17 protein-coding genes and 1 tRNA gene are annotated in these 14,857 nt (G+C 64.6%); 9 read left to right on the top strand and 9 right to left on the bottom strand.

The window, feature by feature from the left end; genetic code table 11:
* Positions 1 to 5: 5 nt before the first annotated feature.
* Both CHB65_RS00580 and CHB65_RS00585 read right to left on the bottom strand, forming a co-directional pair.
* Positions 6 to 902: a DUF6159 family protein gene (locus tag CHB65_RS00580; RefSeq protein ID WP_089383106.1), complete on the bottom strand. Its 897-nt coding sequence runs from the start codon at positions 900 to 902 to the stop codon at positions 6 to 8.
* An 86-nt stretch (positions 903 to 988) separates the two neighbouring features.
* Positions 989 to 2,083: a mechanosensitive ion channel family protein gene (locus CHB65_RS00585; RefSeq protein WP_245809879.1), complete on the bottom strand. Its 1,095-nt coding sequence runs from the start codon at positions 2,081 to 2,083 to the stop codon at positions 989 to 991.
* Positions 2,084 to 2,211: 128 nt separating this feature from the next.
* On the opposite strand from CHB65_RS00585, the gene CHB65_RS00590 reads away from it, so the two are divergent.
* Together CHB65_RS00590 and trmB are read left to right on the top strand one after the other, a co-directional pair.
* On the top strand, positions 2,212 to 2,952 hold the full coding sequence (locus CHB65_RS00590; protein WP_089383107.1) for a proteasome assembly chaperone family protein: 741 nt from the start codon (positions 2,212 to 2,214) through the stop codon (positions 2,950 to 2,952).
* Positions 2,953 to 3,029: 77 nt separating this feature from the next.
* Positions 3,030 to 4,079 (top strand): HTH-type sugar sensing transcriptional regulator TrmB, encoded by a 1,050-nt coding sequence (gene trmB / locus CHB65_RS00595; protein ID WP_089383108.1) that lies wholly within the window; start codon positions 3,030 to 3,032, stop codon positions 4,077 to 4,079.
* A gap of 72 nt (positions 4,080 to 4,151) precedes the next feature.
* Here trmB and CHB65_RS00600 read toward each other — a convergent pair whose 3' ends face one another.
* The gene (locus CHB65_RS00600) at positions 4,152 to 4,607 is read right to left on the bottom strand and encodes a type IV pilin (protein ID WP_089383109.1); all 456 of its coding nucleotides are present in this window, start codon (positions 4,605 to 4,607) and stop codon (positions 4,152 to 4,154) included.
* A gap of 121 nt (positions 4,608 to 4,728) precedes the next feature.
* Here CHB65_RS00600 and CHB65_RS00605 point away from each other — a divergent pair, with 121 nt between their 5' ends.
* The 3 genes from CHB65_RS00605 (at position 4,729) to CHB65_RS00615 (ending at position 5,978) form a co-directional block, all read left to right on the top strand.
* Positions 4,729 to 5,202: a universal stress protein gene (locus CHB65_RS00605; RefSeq protein WP_089383110.1), complete on the top strand. Its 474-nt coding sequence runs from the start codon at positions 4,729 to 4,731 to the stop codon at positions 5,200 to 5,202.
* Positions 5,203 to 5,272: 70 nt separating this feature from the next.
* A complete protein-coding gene (locus tag CHB65_RS00610; protein ID WP_089383111.1) occupies positions 5,273 to 5,788 on the top strand; it encodes a copper resistance protein CopD in 516 nt (171 codons plus the stop codon).
* A 115-nt stretch (positions 5,789 to 5,903) separates the two neighbouring features.
* A tRNA-Met gene (locus tag CHB65_RS00615) sits at positions 5,904 to 5,978 on the top strand.
* A gap of 55 nt (positions 5,979 to 6,033) precedes the next feature.
* On the opposite strand, the gene CHB65_RS00620 is transcribed toward CHB65_RS00615, so the two are convergent.
* Positions 6,034 to 6,312: a ribonuclease P protein component 4 gene (locus CHB65_RS00620; protein ID WP_089383112.1), complete on the bottom strand. Its 279-nt coding sequence runs from the start codon at positions 6,310 to 6,312 to the stop codon at positions 6,034 to 6,036.
* A gap of 181 nt (positions 6,313 to 6,493) precedes the next feature.
* Here CHB65_RS00620 and CHB65_RS00625 point away from each other — a divergent pair, with 181 nt between their 5' ends.
* From CHB65_RS00625 to CHB65_RS00635, 3 genes are all read left to right on the top strand, one after another.
* Complete coding sequence (locus CHB65_RS00625) at positions 6,494 to 7,030, top strand: hypothetical protein (protein ID WP_089383113.1); 537 nt, start codon at positions 6,494 to 6,496, stop codon at positions 7,028 to 7,030.
* 254 nt (positions 7,031 to 7,284) lie between these two features.
* Positions 7,285 to 8,553: a DUF418 domain-containing protein gene (locus tag CHB65_RS00630; RefSeq protein ID WP_179213545.1), complete on the top strand. Its 1,269-nt coding sequence runs from the start codon at positions 7,285 to 7,287 to the stop codon at positions 8,551 to 8,553.
* Positions 8,554 to 8,622: 69 nt separating this feature from the next.
* Positions 8,623 to 10,089: a DUF6498-containing protein gene (locus CHB65_RS00635; protein WP_218818901.1), complete on the top strand. Its 1,467-nt coding sequence runs from the start codon at positions 8,623 to 8,625 to the stop codon at positions 10,087 to 10,089.
* A gap of 84 nt (positions 10,090 to 10,173) precedes the next feature.
* On the opposite strand, the gene CHB65_RS00640 is transcribed toward CHB65_RS00635, so the two are convergent.
* Complete coding sequence (locus CHB65_RS00640; protein ID WP_089383115.1) at positions 10,174 to 10,626, bottom strand: hypothetical protein; 453 nt, start codon at positions 10,624 to 10,626, stop codon at positions 10,174 to 10,176.
* 64 nt (positions 10,627 to 10,690) lie between these two features.
* On the opposite strand from CHB65_RS00640, the gene CHB65_RS00645 reads away from it, so the two are divergent.
* Positions 10,691 to 11,953, top strand: coding sequence for a DUF6498-containing protein (locus CHB65_RS00645; protein ID WP_089383116.1), 1,263 nt, complete (start codon positions 10,691 to 10,693; stop codon positions 11,951 to 11,953).
* A 46-nt stretch (positions 11,954 to 11,999) separates the two neighbouring features.
* Here the strand turns inward: CHB65_RS00645 and CHB65_RS00650 are convergent, their stop codons facing one another.
* The 4 genes from CHB65_RS00650 to CHB65_RS00665 are packed head-to-tail and all read right to left on the bottom strand — an operon-like array spanning position 12,000 to position 14,721.
* Complete coding sequence (locus tag CHB65_RS00650; RefSeq protein ID WP_089383117.1) at positions 12,000 to 12,689, bottom strand: hypothetical protein; 690 nt, start codon at positions 12,687 to 12,689, stop codon at positions 12,000 to 12,002.
* Between the two features lie 57 nt (positions 12,690 to 12,746).
* The gene (locus CHB65_RS00655; RefSeq protein ID WP_245809880.1) at positions 12,747 to 13,625 is read right to left on the bottom strand and encodes a DUF4870 domain-containing protein; all 879 of its coding nucleotides are present in this window, start codon (positions 13,623 to 13,625) and stop codon (positions 12,747 to 12,749) included.
* A 9-nt stretch (positions 13,626 to 13,634) separates the two neighbouring features.
* Positions 13,635 to 14,078 carry a DUF4870 domain-containing protein gene (locus tag CHB65_RS00660; protein WP_089383118.1) on the bottom strand — a complete coding sequence of 148 codons (444 nt, stop codon included), beginning with the start codon at positions 14,076 to 14,078 and terminating at the stop codon, positions 13,635 to 13,637.
* A gap of 28 nt (positions 14,079 to 14,106) precedes the next feature.
* Entirely contained in the window at positions 14,107 to 14,721 is a 615-nt protein-coding gene (locus CHB65_RS00665) for a helix-turn-helix domain-containing protein (RefSeq protein ID WP_089383446.1), read from the bottom strand.
* Positions 14,722 to 14,857: the final 136 nt, after the last annotated feature.

Genomic DNA, 14,857 nt, shown 5'->3' on the forward strand with positions numbered 1-14,857 from the left:
TCCGCTCAGAGCGTGTCGCGGGTGCCGGCTCGCCCAGGCGAGGCCCCCTCGGTGCGGCCGCCGAGCCGCTCGAAATCGAAGTTTTCGAATCCCCGCGGCACGGTCCCCTCGACCGCGTAGACGTAGAGTGCGGTTTTCGCGATCCCCCAGATGGTCTGGCTCAATACGTAGGTGGTGATGGCGACGCCGAGCAGCAACAGGACGGTGAGCACGATCCCCGGCCCGGGAAAGAGCGCCGCGAGCGGGAGCGAGATCGCCAGTGCCCCGAGCGCGAGGGCGATCCCGACGAGCGTGACGATCAGGGTGATCCCGAAGCCGGCCCCGATCGTCTCCCCCCAGGTGTCGCGGAAGGCGCTCGCGCTCCGCGAGAACATCGAGCGGACGGAGATCTCCTCGAAGACGATGACGGGGACGATAAAGAACGTCATCACCGTCCAGCCGAGCGCGAACAGCGAGCCGACAAGTCGCGCGATGCCGCTGTCGGAGTCCTCGAGCGAGCGGAGGACGACGCTCACGGTCGCGGAGATGATCGACCAGACGACGATCGGGCCGAGCCGATCGGAAACCGCCCGCAACGAGTCCATCACGCCGGGTTCGCGGTCGTGAAACGCCTCGTTCGAAGCGTACACCAGCGCGCAGGCGAAGTAGGTGCTCACGAACGTCGTCACGAAATACAGGACGAGGAGGACCGCGAACTCGACGCCGCTGCCGATGAGGTTCCCGATCCAGAGCGGCACGAGAAAGATGGTGAAAAAGACGAGCCCGGAGATCCCGGCGAGGAGCGGAAAGACCGCCAGCACCGGATACCGCCGAAGGACGTCGACGGAGTCCTTCGTGAGCGTCCAGCCGGTTCGTAACCGGTCGAAAAAGCCGATGCCACCGGTACCGATGCTTGTTGCCATGAGCGGAGCGTCCCGTTGGAGGAGCTTAAATATGAACGCCATAGACACCGATCAGGGGATCCAGTGACCGAGACGTCGCGAGAGCGTCAGTCCTTTCGGGACGATCCGCCGGCGTCGCCATCGACAGCACGCGAGGAGCCATCGGCGGATCTGCCGTCCGCGTTACCGTCGTGTTCGGATACGGGATTCGCTGGCGAGGGATCGCTCGGGACGGCCGTCCCGTCGCCAGCGCCGGCACCCATGCCGACCCGCGCGACGCCGGAGGTGTCATCGAAGACGAGGTGCCGATGTGGGTAGGCCATCTCGACGTCGGCGTCCGCGACGAGTTCGCGGATCCGGGTGTTGACCTCCGAACGTACCTTCCCGAGTTTGTAGGGCTTTTTCACCCAGTAGCGGAGCCGAAGGAGGACCCCGTCGTCGCCGAAATCCTCGATCCGGCAGTCCGGGCTGGCGTTGTATCGGGCGATCCCGACCCGAATGTCCGGGCCACCGTCGATGACGGCGTCACAGTCGCGGGCGGCCCGCTCCATGATCCGTCGCCCGGCGGCGATGTCGCACTCATACGTGACGAGCAGGTCCAGCGTCTGGCGGCTCCGCTCGTCCTCCGCCGAGTAGTTGATCACGTCCCGGTCGCGCATGTTCCCGTTCGGGATGACGAGGAAGGTGTTATCCAGGGTGAAGATCTTGGTGTAGCGGATCGTGATGTCGTCGACGAAGCCCTGCGTGCCGTCCTCCAACTCGATCATATCGCCGATCTCGAACGGCTGGTCGGCGAGAATGAAGACGCCGTTGATGAAGTTGCCGATGAGCGGCGCGAGGATGATACCGATGACCGCCGAGAGGACCGTCCCGATGAGGAGGACGTCGGTGAATCGGACGCCGACGGCCCAGAGCCCGAAGAGGATCGCCGAGACGATCGTCCCGACCCTGATCCCGCGGATGACCGTCTGTGCGACGCTCTGTCTGGAGAAGCGGCGTGCCACCGGGCGGCCGAGCAGCCGGACCAGATATCTGGCGATGACCGCCCCGATGATCGCCATGAGGACGACGAAGAGGACCCGGGTCCCAGGGATCCCCGCCAGCCGGGGGAACCACTCGGCGAACGGGACCGTCCCCGTGACTGTCGCCGTCTCCAGGGGGACGGTCGCCCCGGCAGGGGCCATCGCCGCCGTCTGTGCCATAGCGTATCCGCGTCCCCCACCTGAAAAAGCGTTTCCTCCGGCGACGGAGGATTTCGGTGACCGTAGGAGGCGGCGAGTGGCCGATCGATGGCAGCAAACGCTAACACCGACCCGGTCGAACCCGGCGTATGTTCGGGCTCTTCCGTCACGCACCCTCGTTCGACGTCACACACGATACCGCCCCGAGCGACACCCTCATCACCGGTTTCTCCGCGTATGGTCTCGCCGGGCTCACCGCCGTCGACTATCTCGTCGATCACCTCGAACTCGAGGAGACCGGCTACATCCGTGCCGACGGGCTCCCCTCGATCACGCCGTTCGAAAAGGGTCGGCCCCGTCATCCGACCCGGCTCTACTCGCGCGAGGACCTCGACGTGACCGTCCTCGTCGGCGAGCAGTTCGTCCCCTCCGTGCTCGGTGAGACGCTCGCGATGGCGATTTTGGAGTGGACCGAGGAGAACGACGTGACCGAGATCGCGGTGTTGGCCGGCGCACCCGTCCCACACGGACCGGAGGGACACCGGACGTTCTACATCGCGACCGAGGACTATCGGGAGCGCCGGCTCGCGGACGGGTCGATCCCCGCCATGGAGGCCGGGTTTCTCGACGGCCTCAACGCCGCGTTCCTCGAACGGGGGATGGACTCGACGCTCGGCGTCGGCCTGTTCGTCACCCCCGTCCACGCGCAAGCGCCCGACGTCGACGCCGCCCTGCGGTTGGTCGAAACCGTCGACGACGTCTACGATCTGGGTGTCGACGCCGGCCCGCTGAAGGCGTTTGCCGCAGAGATCCGCCAACACTACGAGGACCTCGCCGCACGGATAGAGGAGCGGGAACCGGACGGCTGGTCGGATCGGATGTATATGTAGTCCCCACCGAGATACGAAACGGCGTGCTACTCGGGATATAGTGAAAAGCTATACGGGAGGGGGTCGTTGGTTCGGGTATGCCAGACGATCTCCGCGCGACGCTCGATTACGTCGGCGACCGGTTCAACCTCGGGGAGTACGAGATCGACGCGTACCTCGCGGTGTTAGAACACGGCGAGTTGACCGCGAGCGGCATCGCGGACCGGACCGACATCCCGCAGCCGCGGGTGTACGATACGGTGCGGAGCCTCTCGGATCGGGGACTCGTCGAGCTTCGGGAGTCACGGCCGATGAAGATCGTCGCCGTCGATCCCTCCGAGGCGTTCGGCGAGTTGCAGTCCTCGTTCACGGAGATGGTCGACGAACTCGAGGCGCGCTACACCGCGCCGACCCGCGAGACCGAGGCGGTCTCGCTCGTGAAATCGCGTTCCACCATCCTTCGATATCTCGAGGAGGTGATCGCGGACGCGGAGTACGAACTCGCCGTCTCGCTCACGCCGGACCTCCTCCGTCGCTTCCGTGAGGAGCTCGCGCGGAAGGTCGCCGCGGGCGTCAGCGTGGAGTTACTGGTGACGCCGGCCTCCCGCGCACCCGATCCGGATCGATTCGACTATCTGGAGGTGGCGACCATCGCCCGGGCCCGCCGCGGGATCACGACGCCCGTGCTCGCGGTCGGCGACGGCGAATACTCCGTCTATGCGACACAGGACGCCCTCCGTGACGATCGCGAGCGCTACGGCGTGATCTTCAACCGCTCGGCGCTCGGCTTCCTCGTCTCGGGCTTTTTCGGCACCGTCCTCTGGACGACCGCGGAGACGCTCGCCGACGACGGAAAGGAGCGACCGTTCCCCCGCCGATACGCCTCGATCCGCCGCGCCGTGAAGGACGTTCGCGAGCTCGACGGGGAGTTCTACGCCGCCGTCGAAGGGCGTGACATCGAGACCGGCGCGCCCGTCACCGTCGAGGGCCGCGTCGTCGACGTGGCTTTTAAGGACACCGAGGAGGTGGCCTCCCTCGTCGTCGAGACCGACGACGGCCGGATCGAGATCGGCGGCCGCGTCGCCGCCTTGGAGGACGTCGAGGGCCAGAAGATCGTTCTCGGTCGCGACGCGATCCCGGAGATCTGAGTCGGTTATTACTCAACGACGGACGCCACAAAAGGGTATAAGAAAGCGTATAAAAAGGAACAGCAGCGAGCGCTACCGCACCGTGTAGGTCGTCAGCGTCGAGGACGACCCGCCGCCGGAGGCGGTCCAGATCACACGGAGCTGTTCGCCGCCCTCGAATCCATTACCGCTGTTCCAGTCACCCTCCGCCCAGTCCACGGAATCACCGGCGGTGATCCGGCCGTCGTCGCCGGCCCACTTCTCGCCGAGGGAGTCGTCACCGAACGTGATCGTCGCGCCGTTCACGGTCCCGCGCACGCGGTCGGCATCGATGCTCTGACCGCTCGTGTGTGTCAGCGTGAGGCTGCCACTGCCGCGCTGATCCCAGTCATAGCTCGCGCTCGGGGAGGTGTCACGAAGCGAGTCGCCGAGGCCGAGCACGAACGTGCCGACGACCGCCGCGAGGATGACCGTAATCGCGACCATCAGGATAACCCCGATAACGGGCGAAACGGCTCGTTTTTCCGTAATGAAGGTACGAAGGTTCATGATCGATCAGAATACGTCGCCATAGGAGATAAACAAGCCGCCATAAGGGGCGGACCGGTGAACGACCGATGTGCCGTTTGGCTGGGGCGGTTTTTTATACTGACCGGTCCTCCGACCCGATATGGTCGTTGTTGCCGCTGTCGATCGATCGGATCGCGCCGGACGGGTGATAACGGAGGCCGTCGCACTCGGGGGTGCCTTCGGGGAGCCCGTTCACGTCTTACACTCGATGAAACGCTCCACGTTCGTCGATCTCGGCGTGAGAACCGCCGAAGACGGCGATCCGGTCACGCTGGATGACGTCCGAGCGTACGGAAGGAAGGTCGCGAAGGATGCAATGGAGGCGGCCGGTATCGACGCCGATGACGCGGACGGCGAGGGGGACGATCTCCCGCCGATCGAACGGGTTGGTCTCGTCGGCGATCCCGAGGAGGAGATCGTCAAGTACGCCGAGCGTGAGGACGCGCGCTATATCATCGTGTTGGGTCGGAAGCAATCCCCGACGGCGAAGGCGATCTTCGGCAGCGTCGCGCAGTCGGTCCTCCTGAACGCGCCCTGCTCGGTCGTCGCGCCGCCGCGTGCACTGCCCGAGTAAGAATAGGTCAGGGGACACGACGGTTCACCCGGGCCGGACGTTTATAGGCTCACCGCCCAACCGGACTAGCGTGCTGCTCACCGTCTCGTTCGTGTTACACGTGCTGTCGGCGGCGCTATGGACCGGTGCGACGCTGTTCGTCGTCTACGCGGTGCTCCCGCGGGCGGTCGACGGGACGATGCGACCGGCGACGTTCGCCGACGGCGTACATCGCCTGCTACTCATCACTCGGTGGACCGGGGTCGTGCTTCCGGTCACGGGTGCATACATGATCTGGGTTCTATACACCCCGCTGGAGCTGCTGACGTCGACGACCCGCGGATGGCTCGTCCTTGTGATGCTCACGCTGTGGGGGATCATGAACGGGCTGATCGAAATGGGTGTGCTTCGAATGCGTCGCGAACTCGATCCGGACCTCGGCTGGGGCGCGTACATGGCGGAGGGCTTTCCCGCCGAGGGGATCACGGAGTCGGTCTCGACGACACGTCTCGCGGCGGCCGGTCGGCCATACCTCCTCGCGAGCGGTGGCTGTGCGGTGGTACTCCTCGTCGACGCCGCGTTGCTCGCAGGCGGGATGCCGTGGTGAGCGTCGGTATCATCCGTCTCCGGATGCCGATCTATTTATAAAGTGGTACGGGAGGAAATCGCATCCAAGCGACCGAATCAGAACCCTTAACCGTTCCACCGGATTTCGATCAGGTAGCGGGATGGGATAGCCAGGAGATTCCGCCGGGCTCATAACCCGGAGATCGGTAGTTCAAATCTACCTCCCGCTACTTTTTAACCCACTTACAGCCCGCAAGGAATCCCGACGCTTCACCGTGGCGTGAGTCACCGATACGGATACCGACCCGTTTCACCGCACTCCAGACAGCGGACGACGACGTGTCCCGGCTGGAGGCGAACCCGGCTCGTCGATCCCGGTCGAAGATAGACGTCACAGCCGTCGCAGGTCTTGCGTTCGAACTCACGCGGAACACCACAGCGGTTGCGTTCGGAGATACGCCGCGCGAGCCTGATATACTCGCGAGCCCGGTCGGGCTCCTCGTCGACGACGGCCTCGCGGGCGAGCCCGAGGAGCCGATCGATCCGTTCCCGCGGGATACCCATACCTCATCGGGCGAGACGCCGAATGAAAGGCGTTGCTATCGGGGTCGAAATGCAGGACGGGGTGCGAGACCTGGACGGGTGAAGCGCCCGGGACGTGATCGGATGAAGCGGCCGCCTGGACGACGCGTCTCCGGCCAAGGAGGGGGCAAGCGTTTTCACCCCACCCCTGATACAGCCTCACATGAGGTTCCCCTCCACGGACACCCTCCACCGTGTATGTCACCGATACGGCCCCGGCAGACTTCCCGGCGCGAACCGGCCGGATATCGGGGCCGGCTATGCGGCAGCAACCGCCGCACTTGCGGCGACGTTCAGCTTTGCGAGCGCCGCGATCCTCGGTGAACTCACCGGGATACTTCCCTCGAACGATGGACTCGTCTGGTTCGTCTTCGCCTCGTTGGCGCTCCCGGTCGTGGTGCCGGCCGCATTCGTCGTGGCCATCATCGTCTGGCGGCTGTTACCCACGGACCTTCCGCTGTTCGGGCCGATCGCGGGCCTGCTCGGGACGCTCGGGACATACGTTGCCAGCCTGCTTGCCCTCGGGCTCGTCTTGACCCTCTCGGCCGCACTCGGCTTTTCCGGGGCCGACCCGATGAATGCGGCCGCGTTCTCGTTCGGCGTCGTCGTGGTCGGGTTCACGGTCACGTGGTGGATCACGTTACCGGTGGGAGCCATCAGCGCAACCGTCTACACGGCCGTCGTTTCGGGGACGACGTGAGTCGGTCGACGGACGTCCCCGTTCGAGACGGACGCTTCTCGTGACACGCCCCCGTTCGAGACGGACGCCGCTCGCGGCAACGGTCGCCCGGGGAGGCGCTCTCGACGTCGCCGAGACGCTGCGTCGCTTCTTCGGTACCGTTCCCGAGTCGCTGTGGCCGCCAGCCTCGCTCATGGATGCGGGAAGCACGAAGGGACGAACGGGTGAGTGCCCGGCGGGTCTTTTTATAACGATGCGGCGGGATGTCACCGCGTATGTCCCCGAACGAAGCCGAGACCGAAGATCCCTCCGCAGCCTCGAACGAGCCCGCACCGACGGCCCCTGACGATCGGATCGTCGCGCTCGATGCGCTTCGCGGATTCGCCTTGCTCGGCATCCTCGTCATCAACATCTGGCTGTTCGCGCTGCCGACCATCGCGACGTACAACCCGACGCTCTACGGGGATTTCACCGGCCTCAACTACGGCGCGTGGCTGATCAGTCACGTCTTCTTCGAGCGGAAGTTCGTCACGTTGTTCACGATCATGTTCGGTGCCGGAATGGTCCTCTTTCTGGAGTCGAAAGCGTGGAAGGGACAGCCCGGACGGAAGCTCCATCTCTCGCGAACGTTCTGGCTGCTGGTCATCGGCTTGGGACACGCCTATTTGCTCTGGATCGGCGACATCCTCGTCGTCTACGCGCTCTGTGGGTTCATCGTGGTTTGGGCGTGGCGCTGGCGACCCACCCGGCAGTTCGTCCTCGGTGCAGTTCTGTATGCGATCCCCTCGCTGCTCTATCTGCTGTTGGCGGTGGGGTACTTCACGCTCCCGGCCGACGGGCAGGCACAACTCGAGGAGGAGCTGCTCGGCGCGTTCGGTGCGGACTTCGATCCCGCCCGGGAGATCGAGATCTACCAGAGCGGCTGGCTGGATCAGGTAGCCCATCGGATCCCGATCCTCCTCGAATACCACACGCTGGGGTTTCTCTCGGAACTCTTCTGGACGCTCGGCGGGATGATGCTGATGGGAATGGCCCTTTATAAATGGGGAGTCCTCTCGAACGCGCGAAGCGCCCGGTTTTATACCCGTCTCTTCGCCGGCGGCGTCGGAATCGGCCTGCCGCTCATCCTCGGTGGGGTGTGGCTCCGGGAGGTGTTCGCCTGGGAGACGATCCCGGTGCTCACGCTCGCGTTCCAGTTCAACTATTGGGGTGCGCCGGTGCTCGCGGCCGGCTACATCGGCGGGATCATGCTGCTCTGCCGGCGGGCGAAGGACGGACGGGTCGTCCACGCCTTGAGCGCCGTCGGTCGCACGGCGTTCACGAACTACCTGCTCCAGACGGTCATCGCGACGACGATCTTCTACGGATACGGGCTCGGCCTCTTCGGCCAGCTGAACCGTGTCGAGCTGCTCGGGGTGGTCGTGGCGATCTGGGCGATCCAGATCCCGCTTTCGGTGTGGTGGCTCGACCGGTTCCGGTTCGGCCCGGTCGAGTGGCTCTGGCGGACCCTGACGTACCGAAAGCGGCAGCCGATGCGCCGCTGAGGGATGCGATGAACCGGTGGCATAGCGAAGACTGGATACGTTTTTGGGATCGGACCTGAACCGATCGGTATGCCCTCCTCGGTCGTCCGCGGTCGCCCCCGCTCACGCCTCGGACCGGCGGCGGTCTTCGGGGCGAACCTGCTGCCGCTTTTCGGCGTGCTGTGGTTCGGCTGGGATCCGGCGACGCTCGTCGTCATCTACGCGCTCGAACTGCTGTTCACGCTTCCGCTCGCGGGGGTGAAAGCGCTCTTCGCGAAACGGCCGCCGCGGGCCGATCACGACGAGTCCGGGACGCTCAGCGTCTCACATCCCGTGACTGACCATCGGGGCTCGATCGACCTCGTCCGCTGGCTCCCACCCGTGTATCCACGAAACCTCCCGTTCGCAGCCGCCGTGATCAACGGCTCGGCGTGGTTTCTGATCGTGATCGGCGCCGTCCTCGCGGGCATCGTGTCCGCCGGTGACGCCCTCATGCGTCCGGAGGTGTTCGTGAGCGCCCTCGCGCTCGTGATCGGCCAGTCAGTCGAGACGTGGCGCGACTATCTACAGAAGGAGTACGAGACGTCGTCTCCGTACGCGGTCATCGAGACGCCCGCGAGACAGACGTTCTTCCTCGCGTTCGTGTTGATGGCCACCCCGGGGATCGAGGCGTTCGGCGTTGAGGGGGTGTTAGTCGTCCTCGTCATGGTCAAGCTGCTCATCGAGTGGTCGGCCTATCGTGCCGCGTCGGATGGCGGCGGTCGACTCACTGGCTGGCTCGCCGGCCCGGAGTCGGCGGCGGATGCGCGGGAGCCGATCGACATCCCGGAGGATCCGCCGGAAGCGACGATCCCGACCGATCGTCGTGCGGTGTACTATACCACGCTGTTCGACGTCGTCGGACGGTTCGCTCCCTTCGCCGTGGGGCCGTTCATCGTCCTCTGGTTCATCATGATCGCCGTGCTCGGCGGCGAAGGAACCACGGTCGCCGTGGCCGCCGTTAGCGTTCTCGTCGCCGCCGCATTTTTGTTGACGCTCGCGATGCGCGTCCTCATGGGTGTCCTCCAGTACGGCTGGCTGGAGTATCGCCGCTACGGGGACCGGCTCGTCGCCTACGACACCCTCGTCTCTGAGCCGCAGTGGGCGACGAAACGGTCCGTCATCCGTGACGTACAGGTCGTCCCGGATCGGTTCGCGGACCGGCTGTGTGATACCCGAACAGTCGCAGTGACGACCGGCTGGGGCGACGAGGAGCGACGGCGATATCTCGGGCCGACCGCTCACGGCGACGACCTGATCGAGCGATTCGAGTTACCCGCCGTGTCGACCGATCTCGACCCGATCGATCGACGACCGATCGCCGTCGTGATCGGGAGCCTCGCCGTGTTCGGTGTGGGGACCCTCCTCCTCGTGATCGGCCCATGGGTCACCGCCGGAGAGGTGCTCTTCGCCGGGCTCGTCTACGGCGTGTTCGGCATCCCGTTCGTCGGGTTGCTCCTCCGAGGTGTCTGGGTGCAAGCGTACCCCGAGCGGACGGCCGATCCGGCCGATCGGTGACCGTAGATCGATTTGGCTCTGCAGGGTACTCCCTGCCGAACGTCCCGCACCACTGAGAGTATCGGGGTATCGGATGCGACGTGCTCAGTCGTTCTCGCCGACGAACGCGAGCCCGACGAGTGCACACGTGAGACAAAAGAAACCGATGATGACCAAACCAAACGGCGGATCGTCACCCGGATGGACCGCGAGCGCGACGAACGAACCGACGCCGATGCTGCCGAATCCGAGGACGAGTACGAGGTCGGACCACGTGTTCCATCGCTCCTCAAGGAGCGAGGCCACGGCGGCAAGCCACCAGCCCCCAGCGTCCCGATCCGGTTCGTTCACCGACTCGTTCCCGTCCCCGCTGAACCGGTGGCCGAGGCTCATCGGCCCCAGTGAGACGACCGTCCCAACCACGCCCACGACGAGCAACAAAAGGAGCCATGTCGTCGACAAGACGCGCATCTGAAAGAGCAAAAAGGCAAGCACGAACGAGAGCATGGCCATGCCTGCAGCGATCCCACGGATGGCATAGACGAACCGACGGTGCATCTCGTAGAACCTACTGAGTCTTCGAGTCATAAAATCATATAACAAGACGCCCGTAGACGCTCGTGTGAGCGTCCCCGCGTTCCTCCCCGAGATGCCGGAGTCACTCCCCCGGTTCGAGGCGCTTACCGTCGGATTCGTGAACCTCCTCCCGCTCGTCGGCGTCGTCGGGTTCGGGTGGAACGTCGCCGCGCTGCTCACGTTGTACTGGCTCGAACTGGGAGTGGTGTGTGTCTGGGCACTGGTCCGTGCGACCGTCGCCGGACGGCCGTCGGAGTTCGAGAACGACCCGCTCATATTGGGTCCGCTCGGTCGGAAGCACGTCGCGATCCCACTCCCGTTCACCGCGTTGTCGATCCGGCTCTCGTCGCTCCCGGTCGTCGTGATCGCCATCCCCGTGCTCGCGGTGTTCTGGTTCTTCGCGGGCGTGATGACGGTCGGGTTCGTCGGGTTGGAGTCGGTCGATGACGGCATCTTTCTCGGGGTCGTCGTCTCCGCGGCCGGGATCTTCGTTAGTGAGGGGGTGAGAACCGGGGTGACGTATGTTCATCGTGGGGAGTATCGCAAGCACAGCGCACAGACGGCGATACAGGGGCCGTTCATTCGGGTTGGCACCTTGATCCTTGGGGCGATGGCGGCGTTGACCGTCGCGGCAATCGTGGATCCCGCCGTGGAAACTGACGAGCCGATACACGCCGTCGATCCGACCGTGACGGGCAGCCTCCTCCTCGTTGGGGTCATCATGTTGAAGCTGTCCATCGATCTCGTGAGCGTCTATCGCGATCGGCTCGAAGCGTTCGACGAGTCACAGGCGCTCGATCTCGGGTTTTTATATGAACCCCCGGAGGTCAAACGGATCGAGACGTCGCTGGCAACCGACCCCGTTCACCTCCGACCGACGCTTTCCGGACGGATCGCGGGGGGTGTCACCAATCTCCGACGACATCCTAGCGCGGTGTTCGTCGGGATGTTCTTCCTCGCTGTGGCGGCGTTGTTCGCGGTCGGCCGTGCCTGGAACATCGCGCTATCCATCGGGATTACGGGCGTATCGGTGATGATCGCCCTCGGCCAGATAGACTACTGGCTTCGATACGGATGGATCGAGTATCGAACCGATGGGGATGCCATCGTCGCATACGATCGCCGCTTTCGAACGCCGCTGTGGCGGGTCGAGTCGTGGGACGAACTCGACCTGCGCGTCGAACAGGGGTGGGTCGACGGATGGCTCGACACGGCCACCGTGATCATCATGTTGCAGGACCGGACCCTTCGACTACCCCACCTCGACGATCCGGATCCGGTTCTCGACACGTTCGATCGGAAGCCCTGAACGCAGGTGATCGTCGTCTGCTTACGACCGGGCAAGCGACCGGATATCACCACTTCCACGATCCCACTCGGGTCACCATCCGGTAGCCAAGTGCGTCGAGCGCAGCCGGGTAGTACCGACGGCCGATGAATCCCTGGATGACGTATCGAACGTCGACGCGGCGCTCCGTCCGCCACGCGATGTCGACGACGGTCCGATCGCCGGCGGTGCCGATCGTCACCGTATACGTCGCCCAGCGAGTGTCGCCGATGGTGACCAGAAGGTCCAGTTCATCGACATCGGTCGAGTCAGTCGATCCTGACACCGGTGCGGACGGCTCAGCGGTCTCGACCCGCATCGTCACCGATCGGAGTCCGAAGAGATACGCCACCTCATACCTGACGACGCCGTCCGCAACGGTCACGTCGTTGGCGTCGAGGAACCCCCACTGAAGAACGAGTGGTGGGGAAAGCGGGCCCTCGAACGCCGCACGCACACCGTCGGAGTCCGTTTCGGTTTCAAGCCTCGTGGTCCCTCGTCGACGGGCGATCGGAAGTCGCACGAGAAGAAAGACGCCGAGCGCGGCGGCGACGCCGACGAGAAACGGTAACGAGAGGATTGCGAGGATGGCGATGCCGGCAACCGAAAGCGCGAGAAGCCAGTTCGCGACGCGTTCGAGGCGATGGTATCGACGAACGATCGGACGGACGGCCAACCGTGGATCCGCCGCCGTCGTCGATTCACTCGTGGAGGGCATCACTCGTGCTTCTCGCCCCATCTTTTTAAACATCGGACCCGGACGCCCATAGTCCCGTCAGGCGGTTTGCCTCTCGACCATCCGCCACCGACCCACATAGACGGTCGCGGCGATCCACAATGCGGCGAGGAACACGTACATCGCGTCGCCCCCTGGATTGATCGAGTCGGTGAAGCTCCGGGAAAGCTCACGGCTGACGGCCGCGACGAGGATCGGAACACCGAGATACGCGATCACGTGCGGCTGCCAGTCGGCGGTCGGAGATCGATCCCGTTCACCGTGACGATAGATCGCGACGGCGGTTAGTGGCACGCCGACCAGGATCAGTCCGAGGAGCCCGAAGGTAATAAAAAAGAACCCGGGACCCCCGAAGGGGCCGAGGAACACGCCCGACATGACGACGGGGAACGCGAGGACGTACCCGATGATGACGAGTGGCCACCGATCGGTGCCATCGAGACGACCGCCGTAGCGATCGACGAGCGTCGGCGACAGGGGATAGCGCCACGCCGTGCCGAACGTCGCTTTCAGCATGGCGATGAAGCCGACGACGAACGTGAGGAAGGTGACGCCGAACCAAACGGTGAGCAGCACGGAAACGACAAGACCGGCAGCCGCCTCGACGGATGACTGAACGGAAACGATCGTCGGCAGGGCGTCGACATCGGTAGCACCCTGTCCCGTGAGTTCGCCATAGGTAAACACCGATCCGAACGTAACGACGGTCAGCGCCAACACCGTGAGGTGCCAGTCGAGCGCGTTGCGTGCGTTCCGTTTCGTGAACGCGTTCGTCGCGAGGAGATACACGAGTCCGGCCCCAACGACGCCGGTCGGGATCGCGATGAAGTGGACGAGGATCCCACCGATCGAGCGCTCTTCGAGGAGGGTCGGACCGTCCTCCGTCGTCATCCGGTCCGTGGGTTGTTCGTTACCCATGCTGTTGTCTCATCGGATCCGACCGAGCACGTCTATCGAGCCGGGATAGGTCCAGACCGATCCGAAGATCGCCTTCACCGTCGCGACGAGAACGTACACGAAGGTGAGGAGGATAGCGAGCATCAACAGGACCACGAGCAGGATGCCGACGGCCGCAAACACGGTATCGAGCGGCGCGGGAAGCAGGGACACCTCCGTCGGCTCCCCGCCGACGGTGAGCTCGTCAGCCCCTAAAAAGAACGTCCCGATAGCGACGATGGAGAGTCCGAAGAGGGTCAGATGCCAGTTCAGGGCATGTCGAGCGTTCTCGCGCGTGTACTCGTGGTCCGAGACGGCGTAGACGAGGATCGGTCCCAGGAAGCCGGTGAGCAGTCCAAGGAGGTGGACGAGGATGCCACCGAGCGAGCGTTCTGCAAGCAGTTCGGGTCCGGATGCGGGTGATGTGGAAGTCATGAATGGTGTGGAAGGCGTGGGTGTTTGCTTATCCGTCGTCAGTTCGGGTTCGATTACTCGACGGAAGGAGGTTCAGCGGGCCGTACTTTTCGCGAACCCAGCGGGCCGTCCGTTCGGCGAGCAGCAACAGCAGGCTCACGAGCAACAGGTCGAACGCGGTGTCCCAGAGCACGATGTCGCTGTGTGTACCCTGTATGTCGGCACCGGTGACCGTGAGGACGCCGCCGAGCGCGAACAGTACGAGGCTCGACTGGAAGCCAGCGAGCACGAGGGTGCGGATTCCGGCCGTGTCCGAGAGGGTGATGAATCCGCGGGTGGAGAGCCGATCCAGCGGGGTGTCAGCGTGCAGCGCACGCTTGCCCTCGGGTGAGAGCGGCCATTCCGACTCCGGGTGGTTGATGTAATACAGCGTGATCGAGTCGGGATACGTCTCCGTCGCGACGACGTCGATCTCCTGGAGCTCCCGAAGTCGGTTGCGAACCGTCGCCCGACTGACGTCGGGTTTGACGCGTGCGTGCAACTGCCGGATCGAGAAGAACGGGCGGTCGGATTCGAGCATCGTCTCGACGACGTGCTCCTGTGTGAGCGCGTGTTCGAGGTTCCGATCGATCCGTTCGTCGATCCATGACGGAATCGGGGACACGGTATCACCCCCTACTTTGCGGGGGTGAATAAAACACATCGGGGATTTCGCCGCCTCGAACCGCCGTTTCACGGCCGTGAAACGCGCGTTCGCCGTATTCATTCGCCGGGAAACCGACGGACACCGACGGGATCGG

Origin of the sequence: Halorubrum vacuolatum (genome assembly GCF_900188065.1) — an archaeon.
In the GTDB taxonomy this organism is placed as follows: Archaea; Halobacteriota; Halobacteria; order Halobacteriales; family Haloferacaceae; genus Halorubrum; species Halorubrum vacuolatum.